The following is a 15,998-nucleotide window of genomic DNA, read 5'->3' on the forward strand; positions in this document are numbered from 1 at the left end:
GGGTGGGAGTTTCACGCGTGACCGCCAAGAGCAATCCGGCCACTCCAGACGACGTCGAGCGCCTGCTTTCGGGCAGGACGCGCGACATCCGCCTGAGCCCGGCGCTGATGCGGGCTTTTCGCGACCGTTCCTTCAAGCAGACCTCGAAGATCATTCGCGCCTGGATGGTCTGGGTCCTTGTGCTCGATGTGCTGGCCATCCTGTCGAGCCTGCTCCTTTTGCCACGCGAGGCAACGCTGGCGATGCTCGGCCCCGCTCTGCTGATCCCGCCGGCAGCATCTTTGGTCTTTCTTGTCTGGTCGCGCCGCCGCGCCAATGGCGTGCTGGACGCGGCCCTCGTCGCGGGCATGTTCGTGATCCTTTTGGCGGTGGCCCTGATGGGTCATCTGGCGGGCGGCGAATTTCAGGAACGATATCTGAGCATCATGCTGTTCGTCGCAGTGACGGCGGTCATCATCTTCAACGTGCCGCAATGGGTGACCCACGTGATCGCCGGCATGGGACTGACGCTCTATCTGCTTTTCCAGCTCGCGCATTCCGACATCGGCATTGCCAGCGCATTTTCGGCTTTTCTGTTCTTCGCCAGCGGCGTGACCTCGACCGTGGTAGCGCGACGGACCATGTCGATCCTTGCCCATAGGACGTTCCTGCTGGAGTTGCGAGACGCCCGTCGGGTTGCCGAACTCGCCAGCACGAACGCCAAGCTCGAACGCCTCTCCCGCACCGACCCGCTCACCGGCCTGTCAAACAGGCGGCATACCGGCGCTGTGCTGGCCGAGCTGTTTGGCCCGGATCGTGCCGGGCGTCCGCCCGTCGCCCTGCTGATGTGCGACCTGGACTGTTTCAAGGCACTGAACGACCGTCTCGGCCATCTCGAAGGCGATCGGGCACTGGCCCAGGTCGCGCAGATCATCGCCGCATCCGTGCATCCGCAGCGCGACCACGTCTCCCGCTTCGGCGGTGAGGAGTTTCTCATCGTGCTGACGGATGTCACCGCCGACCAGGCCTGTGCGATAGCCGAAGCCATCCGCAGCAGGGTGGAAGCGGCAGGCATTGCCAATCCAGGGTCGTCCGCGGGGAAGATGACCACCGTCAGTATCGGCGTCGCGTCGGAGGCCGACCACCCCGGATGCAACGCCACCGATCTGCAGCAGGCCGCCGATGCCGCCCTTTACCTTGCCAAGAGCCAGGGGCGAAACCGGGTCGCTCGTGCCACTCCGGCGGACCGAGGCCTCAGTTTTGCCAGTTGAGTTGCGGCATGCCCACCGGGCCCGAGGTCAAATCCCGCCGAAACTGACGACAGCGACACCCGGCTCATAACCCGGCAAGAGCGGATTCCCGCTGCGGGCATAGGTCAACAGCGCAGCGGAAAGCTCACGCGCGAGCCGCACGGCGACTTCGTCCCCCTGGGCCAACGGCACGCGTTCCAGATCGCCGAACACGAAGGGCTCGTCAAATCCATGTGCCGCGCCGAGGCGTCCATTCTCGAACGTCGGCACCCAGGCAAATTCGTAGGCAAATCCACGGCCGCCAGCCGTCCGGTGCGTTTCGAGCGTGCGGATGGCCGGGTCGCGATAGATGGCGCGAGAGAGGAAGGCCTCTTCGTACCGCGTGTAAATGAGGCCCGGCAGCTCCTGTTCGAGCGCGGCCAGTTGCTGCTCGGCATCCATGGGATGGAAGCGGGCAATCGAACTCAGCAGGGCCTGTCGATCCCTGACTGTCGGCATCATACCAAAGGCGTACCACATGCGCGCTTCATCGCGCGTCCAGCCGGTGACGATCGCATGGTCGTGGAAGCGACCGGACGCCAGGCCCTCCAGTGGGTGTCGCTGCAGGCTCGCCCCATCCAGGACGATTCCGAAGGTGCGACCACCCGGTGCATTGCGCTCGCCCAGATGGGTCGCCAGCACCTGTTCCTGCACCTTGAGAATGGTCTCGACCGGCAGCATCTCCAGAGCGCCGCTGTCGCCGGGCCGCACCCCGGTCTGGTCGAGGAAGTCCCTGGTCAACGCCGCCGCCGTATCCCTGTCGATAATGCGGCTGGCCGGCCCGCTCATCAGCCAGACGCGGCGATAGAGGTCTGCCACGCCGTCCACTCCGAACAATGCGGAGATGGTGAAGGCGCCTGAGGACATGCCGACAAGGGTGACATTGTCGGGATCACCGCCGAAGGCGGCGATGTTCTCACGGACCCATCTCAGCGCCGCGATGAAATCAAGCATGCCGCGATTGGCCGCTGCATATTCAGCTCCGAAGGCATCGGCCAGATGCAGAAAGCCCAGCGCCCCAACCCGCATATTGGGCCGCACCAGCACCACATCGCCGCGCCGCGCAAAGCCCGGCTCATCGAGCCAGCCACCCTGGGCCGCGCCGGACTGGAAGCCGCCGCCAAAGGCATGCACGATGACCGGCCGGCGGCCATTGTCCGCGGCAGGCGTATAGAGGTTGAGATTGAGGCAGTCCTCTTCGGTCTCGAACCCCTCCCCTTTCGGTGCCCAGGCCGGCATCGGGCGCCGTGCCTGTGGGGGCGCGAACCCGTAGCGCGTTGCGTCGACCAGACCTTGGTGTTCAACCGGCTCGGGTGGCTTGAACCGCCTTTGCCCGACCGGAGCCTCGGCATAACGGATGCCCAGGAAGCGATCACCCCTGGCATCCCTCAAGCCACGATAGGTCGCCTCTCGACTACGGATTTCGATGGGGTTGGCGTCGGTCATGCCGCTTGGGCCTTGTCCAACAGGTGGCAAGCTGCCTTCTGGCCTCCGCCGATGTCGCGCCTCGCTGGCTTCTCAGCGGCGCAGCGGTCGAAAGCATGCGGGCAGCGCGTGCGAAAGGCGCAGCCGCTGGGCACGGCATGGGCGCTGGGAATTTCACCCTTGAGCCGTGCCCTTTGGCCGCTTCCCTTGCCGGGGGCTGAGGCAAGGAGCGCCTGCGTATAGGGATGGGCCGGGGCGCCATAGATGCGGTCACGCGGCCCCTGCTCGACGATTTCGCCGAGATACATGACGCCGATTTCGTCGCACATGAACTGCACCACGCGTAGGTCATGGGAGATGAACAGCATGGTGGTGCCATGCCGGTCCTGCAGGTCGCGCATCAGATTGAGCACCTGCGCCTGAACCGAAACATCCAGCGCACTCACCGGTTCGTCGGCCACGATCATTTCGGGATTGGTTGCCAGCGCCCGGGCAATGGCGATGCGCTGGCGCTGGCCACCTGAAAATTCATGCGGATAGCGATCGAGCGCGGCGCGCGGCAGGCTGACTTCGGCGAGGAGGCGCTCGGCCGTGCGCAATTGCTCGTCCGGCGTACCCACGGAATGCACCAATTGCGGCTCCACTAGGGTTTCGCGCACGCTCATGCGCGGATTGAGCGAGCCGAACGGGTCCTGGAAGATCATCTGCATGTGCCGGCGCTCGGCGCGCAGGTCCCTGGCGGACAATCCCGCGAGATCTCTGCCCCGGAAGCTGATGGACCCCGCGGTCGGCTCGACCAGGCGCAGCACCAACCGGGCGGTGGTCGATTTGCCCGAGCCCGACTCCCCCACCAGGCCAAAGGTCTTGCCACGCGGAATGGAAAAGCTCACGTCGCGCACCGCCTTGACGGCGCGGAAAGATTTGCTCAGCCCGGTGACGGACAGCATGGGATTGTCGGTCATGGCCTGCCCTCCAGTGGATGCCAGCAGCGCGCCTCGGTCAGGCCGTGCCGTTCAAGCGATGGTCTTGTCCGGCACTTAGCGTCCGCACGGGTGCAGCGTGGCGCGAAGCGGCAACCTTCGGGCCATTGCCCCACGGGTGGCACAGTGCCCAGGATGGGCGTGAGCCGCGTGCGGCCGTCGTCATGGGCCGGCACCGCGTCGATCAGGCCGCGCGCATAGGGATGGGCCGGGCCCCGCACGATATCGGCGCTGAACCCGCGTTCGACCACATCGCCGGCATACATGACCACTGCCTTCTCGCAGAAGTCGCCCACCACTTCGAGATCGTGGGTAATGAAGAGCATGGCCAGGTTCAGCTCGCGCCGCATATCCTCGAGCAGGTCGAGCACCTGGGCCTGGATGGTCACGTCGAGCGCCGTGGTCGGCTCGTCGGCAATGATCAGCGAAGGGCCGCAGGAAATCGCCAGCGCGATCATCACCCGCTGTCGCATGCCGCCGGACAGCTCATGCACATAGCCCTTGAGAATGTCGCGGGCCCGCGGAATGCCCACCCGGTCAAGAAGCTCGGCAGCGCGGTTGGTCGCTTCGGCATGCCCCAGGCCCAGATTGTGCTTGAGCGTGTCGGTCATCTGCCGGCCGATCGAGAGCGTGGGGTGCAGGGCCGTCATCGGCTCCTGGAAGATGAACCCCATATGCCGGCCACAGAGCTTGCGGCGCTCCCTGGGCGAGAGATTCGAGATCACCTTGCCGTTGAGCGTGATCGTCCCGCCGATCTCGGCATTGTCCGGGGCAATGCCCATGATCGCCGAGGCGGTGATGGATTTCCCGCATCCGCTTTCCCCCACCAGCGCCACAGCTTCCCCTTCGGCAATCGCAAAGGAGACATCGGTGACGATGGGCAGGAGGCCATCGGCATTGCGAAAGGACAGGCTCAGATTCTCGACTTCGAGAACCGTCCTGGCGGCCGGCGCGGGCGACACGGTTTCGGCCGGCATCGGTGTGATATGCGCGGTCATTGGTAACGGATCCTGGGGTCCAAAATGGCATAGATCAGGTCGATGACGAGGTTGAGCACCGCGAGCACCAGCGAAATGGTGAGCACGCCACCCTCGACCAGCGGATAGTCACGCCGGCCCACCGCCTCGACCAGCATGCGCCCGAGACCCGGCAGCGCGAAGATGATCTCGATGGTCACGGCGCCCCCCAGCAGATAGCCCGCTGAAAGTCCAGCCACGGTGATCACCGGCATGGCGGCCGTGCGCATCGCATAGCGACCGATCACCGTACTTTCGGGCAGGCCCTGTGCCCGAGCCGTCGTGATATAGGGCTCATTGAGCACGTCGAGCATGGACGAGCGCATCATGCGGGTCATCAGCGCCGATTGGCGTACACCCAGCGCCAGGGCCGGCAGGAAGATCGTGGCACCAAAGGCGATGATCCCGGCCGTCGGCGGATTGTAACCGGCCACGGGGAACCAGCGCAGCGTCACCGCAAAGATGAAGATCAGCAGCAGCGCAAACCAGAATTCGGGCAGCGATATGCCCAGCACGGCCGCTGTCACCACGCCCCGGTCGATGGGCTTGTTGCGGTTCATTGCCGAAACCAGCCCGAGGGAGACCCCGATCAGCACCGCCAGCGCCAGGGCCACCACGGCCAACAGGATCGTCACCCCGGCATAGCGCGGAATGATCTGCATCACCGGTTCACGGAAGAAGATCGAATTGCCCAGGTCGAGCGTCACGATGCCTTTGAGCCAAAGCAGAAATTGTATCCAGATCGGCTGGTCCAGCCCCAACTGGTTGCGCAGGGCCGCAATCTGCTCGGCCGTGGCCTGGTCGCCCAGCATCATGCCGGCCGGATCGCCCGGCGACAGGCGCAGGAGCAGGAACACCAGGATCAGCGGCACGAAGATGGTGGGCAGGATGAGAAGGAAGCGTTTTCCGAGATAGCGCAGCATGTCAGCGCCTCCGTGCCAGGCGCGGATCGAGAATGTCGCGCAGACTGTCGCCCAGAAGATTGAGCGCAAGAATGGTCAGCATCAGCGCCAGGCCCGGAAAGAGCACGATCCAGGGCGCCTGGGCGATGTAATTGCGTGCCTCGGTCAGCGCATTGCCCCAGCTCAATTCCTTGGGACCGATGCCGACCCCGATAAAGCTCAAGCCTGCTTCGCCCAGGACAGCGGCGGAAAAGATGAACGACGCCTGCACCAGGATGGGCGAACTGACGGCGGGAAGAATATAGCGCGTGAACAGCCGCAGCGTCGGCACGCCGACTGAGCGGGCGGCCTCGATCATCTGCAACTCGCGCACCACCAGCACCTGCCCGCGCACCACCCGCAGCGAGGGAGCGATCAGGACGATCGACAAGGAGGTAATCACGGTGGACATGGAGGGCCCCATGATGGCCGCAGCCGCCGTCGCCAGAACGATGCCGGGAAAGGCCATCAAGCCGTCGACAATGCGCATCAGCACCATGTCGACCTGCCGATAGAAGCCGGAAATGGCGCCCAGGACGACCGCGATGGACATCGAGATGGCGGTAACCACCAGGCCGACGAACAGCGATGTCCGGCCTCCATGCAGCACCATTCTGAACATGTCGCGGCCCAGATTGTCGGTGCCAAAGAAATGTTCGGCTCCCGGGGGAATGAACCGGTCGGCAGGGCTGACCTTGAGCGGATTGCCCGGCGCCAGGAGCGGGGCAAGCACCGCGCTCAGGGCCAGGACGATCAGCAGGATGATCGAGGTCATGGCCGTGGGATTGGCCACGAGCCGCTGCCAGACCGACTTGTTGGTGGTGACGAAGGTTTCTTCGTCACCACCAGTCAGGCGGTCGGGAGATGTCGCCTGAGTCATGCTCATTCTCAGTTCGCCGGCGGCGCGACGTTGTAGTAATCGCCGGCGCGCGAAGGAATGCGGGCCGGGTTACCGACGCCCTTGCGGATGCCATACATGTTGGATTCCGTGCCATATTTGATGAACGGGAACTGATCATAGGCCAGGGCGTGGATCTTTTCGAAGATCGCCTTGCGCGCATCGGGGTCGATGGTCGTGGCAATCTCTTTCATCAGCTCCATCTTCTCCGGATCTTCCCAGAAACCGGGATAGCTGGCGTTGAGATAGGCGATCGAGGTCGGGTCCACATAGGTCGGCAGGAAGCTCGAGAAGGCGTCCATCTGGGCGGCGTCGGCGCGGGCCTGGATATAGTTGGCCATCGGCGATTCCACGATCTCGACATTGATGCCGTATTCTTCGAGCTGCTGGGACGCGGTGATCGCGGTCAGGAAATGCTTCTGGTACTGCTCGGAAGCGACCAGCCAGCGGATCGGCTCACCGTTATAGTCCGACGCCGCCAGATACTCCTTCACCTTTTCGGGATTGGGCGTACCGAAACCCTCGGGAACACCGGCCGTGGTGTACCAGAATGAGTTCGGATCGGGGATCCAACTGGGGTCGAGCGTATAGAACTCCGGATTGCCCACCGAGGCGAGCATGATCGGCTCCATCTCGAGCGCGTAGTAGATGGCGCGACGCAGATTGACATCGGCCGCGACGCCTTCCTTGGTGTTGAACACCACGGTCAGCGACTGGTTGTTGGGCACCACCACGGCTTCCGTGTTGGGGTCGTTCTGCAGTGCATCGTAGAAGTCGCTCGGCAACTCGTTGGCGATGTCGATTTCTCCGGTAATCAGCGAGTCGCGCCGCACCGAGGCCTCGGGCATCAGGCGGAACACAATCTGGTCGGCATAGGCATGCTTCATGCCCGAGGCGCCCGATGTCGGCTCGCTGCGTGCAGCATAATCATCCCAGCGGGTCATGGTGACGCCCTGGTCCGGTTGATATTCGGTGAGCGTATAGGGGCCGGTGCAATCGAGGCCGCGGGTGGCCTCGGTGGGCGAAGCGCCTTCAAGAGAAGCGCTCGACATGATGACGGCCTGGGTACCGGCCAGAAGGCCCGGCACGATCGGGGATGGTGAAGCCATCTCGAACACCACTGTCTTCTCGTCCGGCGCGCTGATCGATGACACCGCACCCTTGAAGGCGGCCCCGATCCCGGCCGATTCCCGGAAGCGGTTGAGCGAGGCGACGACATCGGCCGACGTCAGGGCCGCGCCCGAATGGAAGCGCAATCCGTCGCGCAGGGTGACGGTCAGCGTCTTGCCATCCTCGCTATAGGAAAAGCTGTCGGCCAGCATGGGCTGCGGAGTCCAGCTTTCGTCGAGGGCGAACAGGCCTTCGCATATGACGCCGGCCGTGGCCCAGTTGACGCCAAAGGTGGTGACCACCGGGTCCGGCGACGGCGCCATCTGAGAAATGCCAACGCGCAGCGTTCCGCCCTGCGGGAAATCCTGTGCCAGCGCCGGGCCGGTCAGGATGGCCAGGGACGCGCCGGCCATGAGGGCCCCACGCATGGTTGATGAGAATGTCATAGTCTTTCCTCCCTTTGCCCTTTAGCGGGCCGTCTGCAATTGAGGCGCGAGCGGTAGGCCCCCGCCTGGTTCGACAGGCACCCGGATCTCCATTCCGAGCACCAGATAGCTCAGGCATTTGCCGTGGGTATCGAGCCCGAGGCTGGAATTGACCCCGCCTTCAAGCGCGTCCTCGATGACGAAGTTGAGTGCACCCAGCCGCGGCAACTCGTAGCGCGTGACCTGCACGACGCCGCGATGGGCAAACAGCGCCGCCACCCGCTCGGCGGTAACCTCGGCGAGCAGCACCGGCCAATGGCGCACGTCATAGGCGATGACATTGACATTGAGCCGGTTGCCCTTGTCGCCCGAGCGCCCATGGGCGATCCGGTGCAGGGCCGTGGTGGTGAAGCGCGCGCTCATGGATGGTGCTCCGCGAACCGGTAGCGCGCCTCGACCAGGTCCCGCGGCACCATGTGTGAAATGGTGCGGACGCGCGGGCGCACGCTCTGGCGCACGCCCCCACCCCCGGCCGGGCCACAGCAATAGAGCGCGTTGACCTCCTGCACGGCCTGCTCGACCGCACGCTGGGAATTGCTGCCGAAGGCAAAGCGCACGCGATAGTCGCCGGGCGCCTCATCCTCATAGTCGACCAGAAGATCGCCCTCGTCGGAATCGAAGGCGCTGACGGCCCCGATGACATCGGCCCGGTGGCGGACACCGAGCTGACGCATGCGGATGCGCTCATTTATTGTGGTGATTGCCAGCCGCGCCCGCGCCAGCGCATTGGGCCCGGCGTAGGAAATCTCGGCCTCGCCCAGCCAGTCACCATAAAAGCTCACCGTCGCCTTGAGGCGCGGCGGTGCCGCATGCCCCCGCGCCCCGGACACCAGGACACGATTGGGACCGACCTGGGCCAGCTCGACCGCAGTGATATCAAGCGTCACATCGGGCGTCAGATAGGCTGCCGGATCGTGGATTTCGTAGAGCAACTGCTCCTTGACCGTGCGCAGGTCGACAACGCCGCCCGTGCCCTCGGCCTTGGTGATGACGAAACTGCCATCGGCCTCCACCTCGGCGATCGGGAAGCCGATATCGGCCGTGCCCGGCACATCCTTGAAACCAGGATCGGCGAAGAACCCGCCAGAAACCTGGGAGCCACATTCCAGCAGATGCCCGGCCAGCGTTCCTGATGCCATGCGATCCAGATCGTTCCAGGCCCAGCCAAAATGCGCAACCAGCGGTCCCAGCACCAGGGCCGGATCGGCCACCCTTCCCGTCACCACAACCTGCGCGCCGGCCCGGATGGCCTCGGCGATCGGCGCCGCACCCAGATAGGCGTTGATGGCAATAACATCGCCCTCCAGGTCCGGCAGCCTTCCGTCACCGTCCCAGCGCTCCGTCTGGGCGAGGTCGATGCGGCCGGTCAGGTCATCCCCTTCCACCAGGGCAATACGCAGCGCACCCAGCCCCAGCCGCGTCGCCATGGCCTGGATGACGGCGGCGGCGGCCGGCGGATTGGCCTGGCCGAAATTCCCGACGATCACGATGTTATTGGCCACGCACTGGGCCAGCACGGGTTCGAGCAGATCTTCGAGCAGCGGCTCGTAGCCGCGTTCGGGATGATGCTTGCGGGCGATCTGCCCCAGGGCCAGCGTCCGTTCGCCCAGCGTTTCGAAAATGATCGCGCCGCCCTGCCCGGCAGCGGCGATGCTCGCCACCACGGACTGGGGGGCATCGACACGATCCCCCGAAAAGCCAGCGCCACTACCGATACGATACACGACGATCCTCCCTGATCGCCATTATCATCGGTAGCATTATCGATAATGTCAACGATGATTGTGTGGTTGTGGGAAACTGGCTAGGATGCAGGTCAACACGTGACGGGATTCGAGGAGCGGATGCGAGCAGCCAAGTCGTTGTCGGATCAGACGAAAAACTGGGACGCAGTCTATCGCGACCTGCAGCGCCAGATCATTGCCGGCCAGCTCCGCCCCCGTGAGCGGCTGGTGGAGGACGAGATCATCGAGCGCACCGGTGCAACCCGGCACGCCGTTCGTCGCGCCTTCGACGAATTGGAGCGAGTCGGGCTGGTGGTCCGCCAGCCCAATAAGGGCGTGCAGGTGCGCGACTATTCCATCGCCGAGGTCGAGGAGCTCTACGAGATCCGCGAATGCCTCGAAACCCGCGCCGCCACCCATTTCGACCGGCCCGCGGGGCCCGAGCTCGTGTCCCAGCTCACCGACATCGCCACGCGCCACCGCGAGGCCTCGCGTGATCAGCGCTATGGGGAAGTGTTTTCCCTCAATAACGTGTTCCACGAAGTGCTGTACCGGGCGGCGGGGAACCAGCAGTTGGCCGATGCCATCCTACACTACACATTCGCGACCCACCCGATCCGCACGCGCGCCTTCCCGAGCGAGGAACTGCGCGAGATCGCCATCGGCGAACATTTCGACATGATCGACGCGATCGCCCGCGGCGCCCCGGACGAGCTTGCCAGCATCATCCGCAAGCACATCCAGGGGCCGAAGGAATTCTACCTAAAGGCCACTTACATACAGGGCGCGATCTAAAGACCGGTCAGCCCGACGCCGTTTCGCTCGCAGCCGATGGCTCTGGTTCATTCTGCACCGACTGCAGCTGCCCGGCGAGCCATTCGCGAAATTTCCGCAGCGCCGGCCGGGCATAGCGGAGGCGTGAATAGGCAATGTGGAAGTGATGCCCGGACGGCGCCACCACCGGCGAAATCTGCCGCAGCCGCCCGGCCTGCAGGTCCTCGGCGATGAACTCGAGCTCGGCCATGACCACGCCCACCCCATGCAGCGCGGCGCTGTAGGACATGCTGGAACTCTCGAAGGACCAGCCCTTGTCGCGGGACACCACCGGCACGTCGGCCGCCATGCACCAGGTCTGCCAGTCATCATGCCGACGCAATGTATGGATGATCGGGTAATCGTCCAGCCGCGTCACGTCGATTGGCCCCAAGGAGGGCGCGGCAACCGGGCAGAGCGTGGTGGTGAACATCGGCTCGAGCACGAACTCGGCCTGTTCGTCGGGCCGCCTTGTCGAGGTGATATAGGCGTCGCCGCTATTGCCGGTGGGGTTGTCGCCGGGATTAAGAAACATTCCGGTTACCGAAATATCCGGGTGCCGGCGGCCGAAATCGGCCAGCCGCGGCGCCAGCCATTGCGATCCAAATGATCGTGACAGATGCAGCACAATGGAGGATCGGCCCGTCATCGCGCGCAGCGCCGTATGCCCTTCTTCGAGCGCAGCGATCGGACCGCTGACCAGTTTGAGATAGACGCGACCGAAATCGGTGAGCGCGATCTGTCGCCCTTCGCGCTGGAACAGATCGGTCCCAACCTCTTGTTCAAGCTGCCGGATTTGCTGGCTGACCGCTGACTGGGTGACGTTCAGCGCCGCAGCCGCACGCGAGAAACTGCCCAGGCGGGCAGCCTCGGAAAACGCCCTCAACAGGTGCAGCGGCGGGATACGCATGACGCATTAGTATTGCTAATGCAAAGCCGCGGAAAGTGTAATTTGACTCATTCCTGCCGAAATTCTTAGCATCACGACAGGTTGATGCAAAATTAGGCAAACGCGGCAATCCTCCCTGATCGTCCCGTTCCGCCCCGATCCAGCATCAAGCTCATTGCCAGGACCAGAACCGCAACATGGGAGTTTGACGAATGGAATATGGTTGGGAACCCTACCTGTCTGAACGCGACAAGCAGCACACCGAATTGTGGGGCAAGAAGGAGCTGAACGGCTTCGGTGACAAGCCCGCGCTGGTGCTCATCGACATCTACTATTCAGTGCTCGGCCTCAAACGCGAGGACATCTTCGAATCCATGAAGACCTGGCGCGGCTCGACTGGCCTGGAAGGCTGGGAAGCCGTCGACAAGACCGCCGAACTGCTCGCCGTGGCGCGCCAGAGCGGCATTCCGGTCATCCACGTCAAGGGCCTGCATACCGGCGTTCAGTCCTGGGGCCGCCGCAAGCGTCCGGCCCCGACCATGCCCAAGGAAATGATCGAGAAAGGCCAGCAGATCGTCGACGAGGTCAAGCCCATCGCTGGCGAGCTTGTCATCGAGAAAGCGGCCCCGTCCGGCTTCCAGGGCACGCCGCTGGCCTTCCAGCTCCAGGCCCTGGGCGTCGACACCGTGATCGTGTGTGGCGAAACCACATCGGGCTGCGTGCGCGCCACCGTGGTGGATGGTGCAACCCATCGCTTCCGCATGGGCGTCGTCAAGGAATGCGTCTTCGATCGCACCGAGTCCTCGCACTACATCAACCTTTACGACATGCACCACAAATATGCCGACGTGGTCACCCTCGACATGGCCAAGGCCTATTTCGAGGGCCTGGCAGAACCGATGCGTAAAGCCGGCTGACACTGCGCGCCTGCGCGGCCCCGCGCAGGCTCCCCCAGTTTTCACCCAGACGCGGCGCCTCCTCCCCCGATCGGGCCGCGCAACAGGGAGCCACTAATGAAGATCAACCGCAGATCCTTGCTGAGTGCCGCGCTTGTCGCAACCATGCTCGCCAGCACCAGCCTGCTCGCCCCGGCCACCGCCTACGCCGAAGAAAAGACCCTTGTGGTCCGCTTCTACGACGATCCCGCCGGTTTCGACCCGTCCAACATCTTCCGCATCGAAAACGAGAACATCGCCTTCAACATCTTCTCGGGTCTGACGACCTATGACGGCGTCACGGGCGAAATCATTCCCGACCTGGCCGAAAGCTGGGAAACCACCGACAACATCACCTGGACCTTCCATCTCCGCCATGGCGTCCAGTGGCAGCAGAACTATGGCGAGGTGACCGCGGCCGACGTGCTCTACAGCTTCAACCGCATCCTCGATCCCGCCACCGCCTCGCCCTATGCCTCCGAACTGGCCGGCATCGAAAGCATGGAAGCGCCCGATCCCTACACCGTGGTGATCAAGCTCAGCGCACCAAACGGCAATTTTCTGCACACCGTGGCCAACTACCACCAGGGCCAGATCGTCAAGAAGGAGGCCATCGAGGCTGCCGGAGACCAGGTGCGCTGGCAGCCCGTGGGCACGGGCCCCTACTATCTCGACTCCATCGACGTGAACTCGCAGATCGTGCTCAAGCGGCATGAGGGCTACTACAAGGGCCCGGCCCCCATCGACACCATCGACTTCCAGATCATCAAGGACGATGCCACCGCGGCCATCGCGCTGCGCAATGGCGAGATCGACCTGTTGATGCGCCAGAGCAAGCAGGAGCAGCTCCAGACGCTCGAGGCCGAGGGGTTCAAGATGAACCATGTCGACAACTATGCGGTCGCGCTCAAGGTATTGAACCTGACCGATCCGATCCTGAGCGATGTGCGGGTAAGGCAGGCCATCGCCTATGCGATCGACTACCCGTCCATCACCGCGGCCCTGGCCCCGTCCCTGCAGGCCCCGGCCTATTCATTGTTGCTGCCCTGGATGGACGTCTATTCCGATGCAGCGCCCAGATATGAATATGACCCCGAAAAGTCCAAGGCCCTTCTGGCCGAAGCCGGCTATGGCGATGGCTTCACGCTTAAGGTCCTCGGCACCTCGGCCCAGGGCGTCACCGAGCAGCAGCAGTTCGAGATCGACTATCTCAGCCAGGTTGGCATCAACATGGAACTGGAACTGGTCGACACCCCGACCTTCAACCAGCGCCGCAATGCCGGGGACTTCATGATGGCCGGCCGCCTGCTGCCCGCGGTCAACCCGGACATGATCCTGTTCAGCTATCTGCACCCCGAAAACATGGCGCCGGGTGGTCTGAACGGAGCGCGCTACGACAATCCCGAGCTCACCAACACGCTCGAGGCCGCACGGGCCGAAGCCGATCCCGACAAGCGTCTCGACCTCTACGCCAAGGTGCAGGAGGTCGCCATGACCGACCTGCCCTACATCCCCGCCACGGCCAGTAACGTGTTCTGGCCCGGCAAACAAAACGTCACCGGCGTCAACATCAACTATCTGGCGCAGGTGAACTTCTGGGACGTGGACATCGAAGAATAGACCGCAAAGCGAGCGCCGGCCATGCTGACCTATAGCCTCAAACGCCTAGCCCAGCTTTCCTTTACCGTGCTGGGCGTCGTCACCCTCGTCTTCTTCACCATGCGGATGATCCCGGGGGATCCGATCTCGGCCATGGCCGGCGACAATCTGTCGGGCGCAGCGCTCGACCAGGTGCGCAACCAGATGGGACTCAACGAGCCCCTTCTGCTGCAATACCTACATTATCTCGGCGGCCTGGCGGTGCTGGACTTCGGCAATACCGTCACCACCAAGCTACCGATCATCCAGCTGATCCTGGATGCCCTGCCCGTGACGGTCTCGATCGCCATCGGCACCATCGCCCTGACCGTCCTCATCGCCATCCCCCTGGGCACGCTTGCCGCCTATACCGCCCACAAGGGCCACAAGATGCTCGACAATGCCATCACCGGCCTTGCCATGGTGCTGGACCTGATGCCGTCCTTCTGGACCTCGCTGGTGTGCCTGCTGATCTTCTCGCTCGCCCTGGGCTGGTTCCCCGCCAGCGGCACGGTCACCATTGACGATCCAGTACAGCTGCTGCGCCGCATCGCCTTGCCCGTGCTGGTCCTTTCGATGGCGCAGATCGCCACCATGGCGCGGATCACCCGCACCTCCGTGCTCGAGGTACTGAACGAGGACTATGTACGCACCGCCCGCTCCATGGGCTGGTCGGAACTGCGCGTCCTGTTCCGCCACGCCCTCAAGAATGCGGCCCTACCCATTGTGACCGTCATCGGCCTCAGCTTCGGCAACCTGCTCAACGGCACGGTGATCGTCGAGTTCATCTTCACCCTGCCCGGTATCGGCAGCCTCCTGGTCGGGGGCATCAACAGCCGCGACTACCAGATGGTCCAGACCCTCATCCTCTTCTACGCGCTGATCTTCGTGATCATCAATTTCGCGACCGACCTCGTCTATCGCGTCTTCGATCCCCGCGTGCAGATCTAGTCGGAGACCAGACCATGACACAGGAAACTCTCTCGTTACCGGTTCGCCGCCAACCGCTTGACCTCAGCCGGATACAGGCAAATGGCGTGGTTCGATTTCTCGCCAATGGCCGCGTGCAACTGGCCCTGGCCATACTGGTTCCCATCCTGGCGCTGACCATCTTCCGCCCGGTGCTGCCGCTGCCCGGTCCGCTTGAAACCAATCTGCGCGCCATGATGCAGCCGCCCTCTTTCGAGCATCTGTTCGGCACCGACCGCATGGGGCGCGACCTCCTGAGCCGGACGCTGGCAGGGGTGCAGATTTCGATGTTCGTCGGCTTCGCGGTCGCGGCACTGGCCCTGGTGGTCGGCCTTGTCATGGGCACCTTGTCTGGCTTCTTTGGCGGCATTGTCGACCGGGTCATGATGGCAACGACCGATATTTTCCTGGCGTTCCCGTCGCTGCTGCTGGCTATAGGCCTAGTCTCGGTCATGGGCACCGGAATGTTGCCGGTGGTTCTCGCCATTTCGCTTTCGGACGTGCCGCGCTTCATCCGCCTGCAGCGATCGCTCGTGCTGAGCCTGCGCACAAGGGCCTATATCGACGCCGCGCGGACCGTCAAAGCCAGCCAGTTCTGGCTCATGACCCGCCACATCGTCCCCAACACCATCGCGCCGCTGCTCGTGGCCGCCTCCATTGCGGCCGCCAACGCCATCTTGGTGGAAGCGGGCCTGAGTTTCCTGGGTCTTGGCATCATGCCGCCCGAACCCTCGCTGGGTAATCTGATCCGCGACGGCCAGTCCTATCTCGAACAGGCCTGGTGGATTTCCACCCTGCCCGGCGTGGTGATCCTCTTGATCGCCATCGGTCTGCATTTCCTGTCGGACGGCATCCGCCAGGTTCTCGATCCCCGTTCGCGCAAGTGATCGCCCAGTCCCCAGACGGA

15 protein-coding genes are annotated in these 15,998 nt (G+C 63.8%); 6 read left to right on the top strand and 9 right to left on the bottom strand.

Going from position 1 to position 15,998, the window contains the following annotated elements; genetic code table 11:
- Nucleotides 1–17 precede the first annotated feature (17 nt).
- The gene (locus K1X15_RS09720) at nt 18–1,250 is read left to right on the top strand and encodes a GGDEF domain-containing protein (RefSeq protein WP_240549705.1); all 1,233 of its coding nucleotides are present in this window, start codon (nt 18–20) and stop codon (nt 1,248–1,250) included.
- A gap of 27 nt (nt 1,251–1,277) precedes the next feature.
- Here the strand turns inward: K1X15_RS09720 and K1X15_RS09725 are convergent, their stop codons facing one another.
- The 8 genes from K1X15_RS09725 to K1X15_RS09760 are packed head-to-tail and all read right to left on the bottom strand — an operon-like array spanning nt 1,278 to nt 9,847.
- Nucleotides 1,278–2,714 (bottom strand): carboxylesterase/lipase family protein, encoded by a 1,437-nt coding sequence (locus K1X15_RS09725; protein ID WP_220307240.1) that lies wholly within the window; start codon nt 2,712–2,714, stop codon nt 1,278–1,280.
- Nucleotides 2,711–3,655: an ABC transporter ATP-binding protein gene (locus tag K1X15_RS09730; RefSeq protein WP_220307241.1), complete on the bottom strand. Its 945-nt coding sequence runs from the start codon at nt 3,653–3,655 to the stop codon at nt 2,711–2,713. Before K1X15_RS09730 ends, K1X15_RS09725 begins: the two co-directional genes overlap by 4 nt.
- A complete protein-coding gene (locus K1X15_RS09735) occupies nt 3,652–4,671 on the bottom strand; it encodes an ABC transporter ATP-binding protein (RefSeq protein ID WP_240549706.1) in 1,020 nt (339 codons plus the stop codon). The genes K1X15_RS09730 and K1X15_RS09735 overlap by 4 nt, the downstream gene beginning before the upstream one ends.
- Nucleotides 4,668–5,612: an ABC transporter permease gene (locus K1X15_RS09740; RefSeq protein WP_220307242.1), complete on the bottom strand. Its 945-nt coding sequence runs from the start codon at nt 5,610–5,612 to the stop codon at nt 4,668–4,670. The genes K1X15_RS09735 and K1X15_RS09740 overlap by 4 nt, the downstream gene beginning before the upstream one ends.
- A gap of 1 nt (nt 5,613) precedes the next feature.
- Entirely contained in the window at nt 5,614–6,516 is a 903-nt protein-coding gene (locus tag K1X15_RS09745) for an ABC transporter permease (RefSeq protein ID WP_220307243.1), read from the bottom strand.
- Between the two features lie 2 nt (nt 6,517–6,518).
- A complete protein-coding gene (locus K1X15_RS09750; RefSeq protein WP_220307244.1) occupies nt 6,519–8,084 on the bottom strand; it encodes an ABC transporter substrate-binding protein in 1,566 nt (521 codons plus the stop codon).
- A 21-nt stretch (nt 8,085–8,105) separates the two neighbouring features.
- Complete coding sequence (locus tag K1X15_RS09755; protein ID WP_220307245.1) at nt 8,106–8,486, bottom strand: AtuA-related protein; 381 nt, start codon at nt 8,484–8,486, stop codon at nt 8,106–8,108.
- A complete protein-coding gene (locus tag K1X15_RS09760; RefSeq protein ID WP_220307246.1) occupies nt 8,483–9,847 on the bottom strand; it encodes an acyclic terpene utilization AtuA family protein in 1,365 nt (454 codons plus the stop codon). Before K1X15_RS09760 ends, K1X15_RS09755 begins: the two co-directional genes overlap by 4 nt.
- A 138-nt stretch (nt 9,848–9,985) precedes the next feature.
- On the opposite strand from K1X15_RS09760, the gene K1X15_RS09765 reads away from it, so the two are divergent.
- Nucleotides 9,986–10,642 (top strand): GntR family transcriptional regulator, encoded by a 657-nt coding sequence (locus K1X15_RS09765; RefSeq protein ID WP_220307247.1) that lies wholly within the window; start codon nt 9,986–9,988, stop codon nt 10,640–10,642.
- A gap of 7 nt (nt 10,643–10,649) precedes the next feature.
- On the opposite strand, the gene K1X15_RS09770 is transcribed toward K1X15_RS09765, so the two are convergent.
- Nucleotides 10,650–11,570, bottom strand: coding sequence for a LysR substrate-binding domain-containing protein (locus K1X15_RS09770; RefSeq protein ID WP_220307248.1), 921 nt, complete (start codon nt 11,568–11,570; stop codon nt 10,650–10,652).
- 191 nt (nt 11,571–11,761) lie between these two features.
- Between K1X15_RS09770 and K1X15_RS09775 the strand changes: the two genes are divergently transcribed.
- The 4 genes from K1X15_RS09775 (at nt 11,762) to K1X15_RS09790 (ending at nt 15,978) form a co-directional block, all read left to right on the top strand.
- Nucleotides 11,762–12,466, top strand: coding sequence for an isochorismatase family protein (locus K1X15_RS09775; RefSeq protein WP_220307249.1), 705 nt, complete (start codon nt 11,762–11,764; stop codon nt 12,464–12,466).
- Between the two features lie 96 nt (nt 12,467–12,562).
- Nucleotides 12,563–14,104, top strand: coding sequence for an ABC transporter substrate-binding protein (locus K1X15_RS09780; protein ID WP_220307250.1), 1,542 nt, complete (start codon nt 12,563–12,565; stop codon nt 14,102–14,104).
- Between the two features lie 21 nt (nt 14,105–14,125).
- A complete protein-coding gene (locus K1X15_RS09785; protein ID WP_220307251.1) occupies nt 14,126–15,073 on the top strand; it encodes an ABC transporter permease in 948 nt (315 codons plus the stop codon).
- A gap of 14 nt (nt 15,074–15,087) precedes the next feature.
- Nucleotides 15,088–15,978, top strand: coding sequence for an ABC transporter permease (locus tag K1X15_RS09790; RefSeq protein WP_220307252.1), 891 nt, complete (start codon nt 15,088–15,090; stop codon nt 15,976–15,978).
- Nucleotides 15,979–15,998 lie beyond the last annotated feature (20 nt).

The organism is Devosia salina (genome assembly GCF_019504385.1).
Lineage (GTDB): Bacteria > Pseudomonadota > Alphaproteobacteria > Rhizobiales > Devosiaceae > Devosia > Devosia salina.

Bases quoted from the DNA above. Each gene is read 5' to 3' on its own strand.
- K1X15_RS09725 (WP_220307240.1), bottom strand. From the start codon at position 2,714: ATGACCGACGCCAACCCCATCGAAATCCGTAGTCGAGAGGCGACCTAT.
- K1X15_RS09730 (WP_220307241.1), bottom strand. From the start codon at position 3,655: ATGACCGACAATCCCATGCTGTCCGTCACCGGGCTGAGCAAATCTTTC.
- K1X15_RS09735 (WP_240549706.1), bottom strand. From the start codon at position 4,671: ATGACCGCGCATATCACACCGATGCCGGCCGAAACCGTGTCGCCCGCG.
- K1X15_RS09740 (WP_220307242.1), bottom strand. From the start codon at position 5,612: ATGCTGCGCTATCTCGGAAAACGCTTCCTTCTCATCCTGCCCACCATC.
- K1X15_RS09745 (WP_220307243.1), bottom strand. From the start codon at position 6,516: ATGAGCATGACTCAGGCGACATCTCCCGACCGCCTGACTGGTGGTGAC.
- K1X15_RS09750 (WP_220307244.1), bottom strand. From the start codon at position 8,084: ATGACATTCTCATCAACCATGCGTGGGGCCCTCATGGCCGGCGCGTCC.
- K1X15_RS09755 (WP_220307245.1), bottom strand. From the start codon at position 8,486: ATGAGCGCGCGCTTCACCACCACGGCCCTGCACCGGATCGCCCATGGG.
- K1X15_RS09770 (WP_220307248.1), bottom strand. From the start codon at position 11,570: ATGCGTATCCCGCCGCTGCACCTGTTGAGGGCGTTTTCCGAGGCTGCC.
- K1X15_RS09775 (WP_220307249.1), top strand. From the start codon at position 11,762: ATGGAATATGGTTGGGAACCCTACCTGTCTGAACGCGACAAGCAGCAC.
- K1X15_RS09780 (WP_220307250.1), top strand. From the start codon at position 12,563: ATGAAGATCAACCGCAGATCCTTGCTGAGTGCCGCGCTTGTCGCAACC.
- K1X15_RS09785 (WP_220307251.1), top strand. From the start codon at position 14,126: ATGCTGACCTATAGCCTCAAACGCCTAGCCCAGCTTTCCTTTACCGTG.
- K1X15_RS09790 (WP_220307252.1), top strand. From the start codon at position 15,088: ATGACACAGGAAACTCTCTCGTTACCGGTTCGCCGCCAACCGCTTGAC.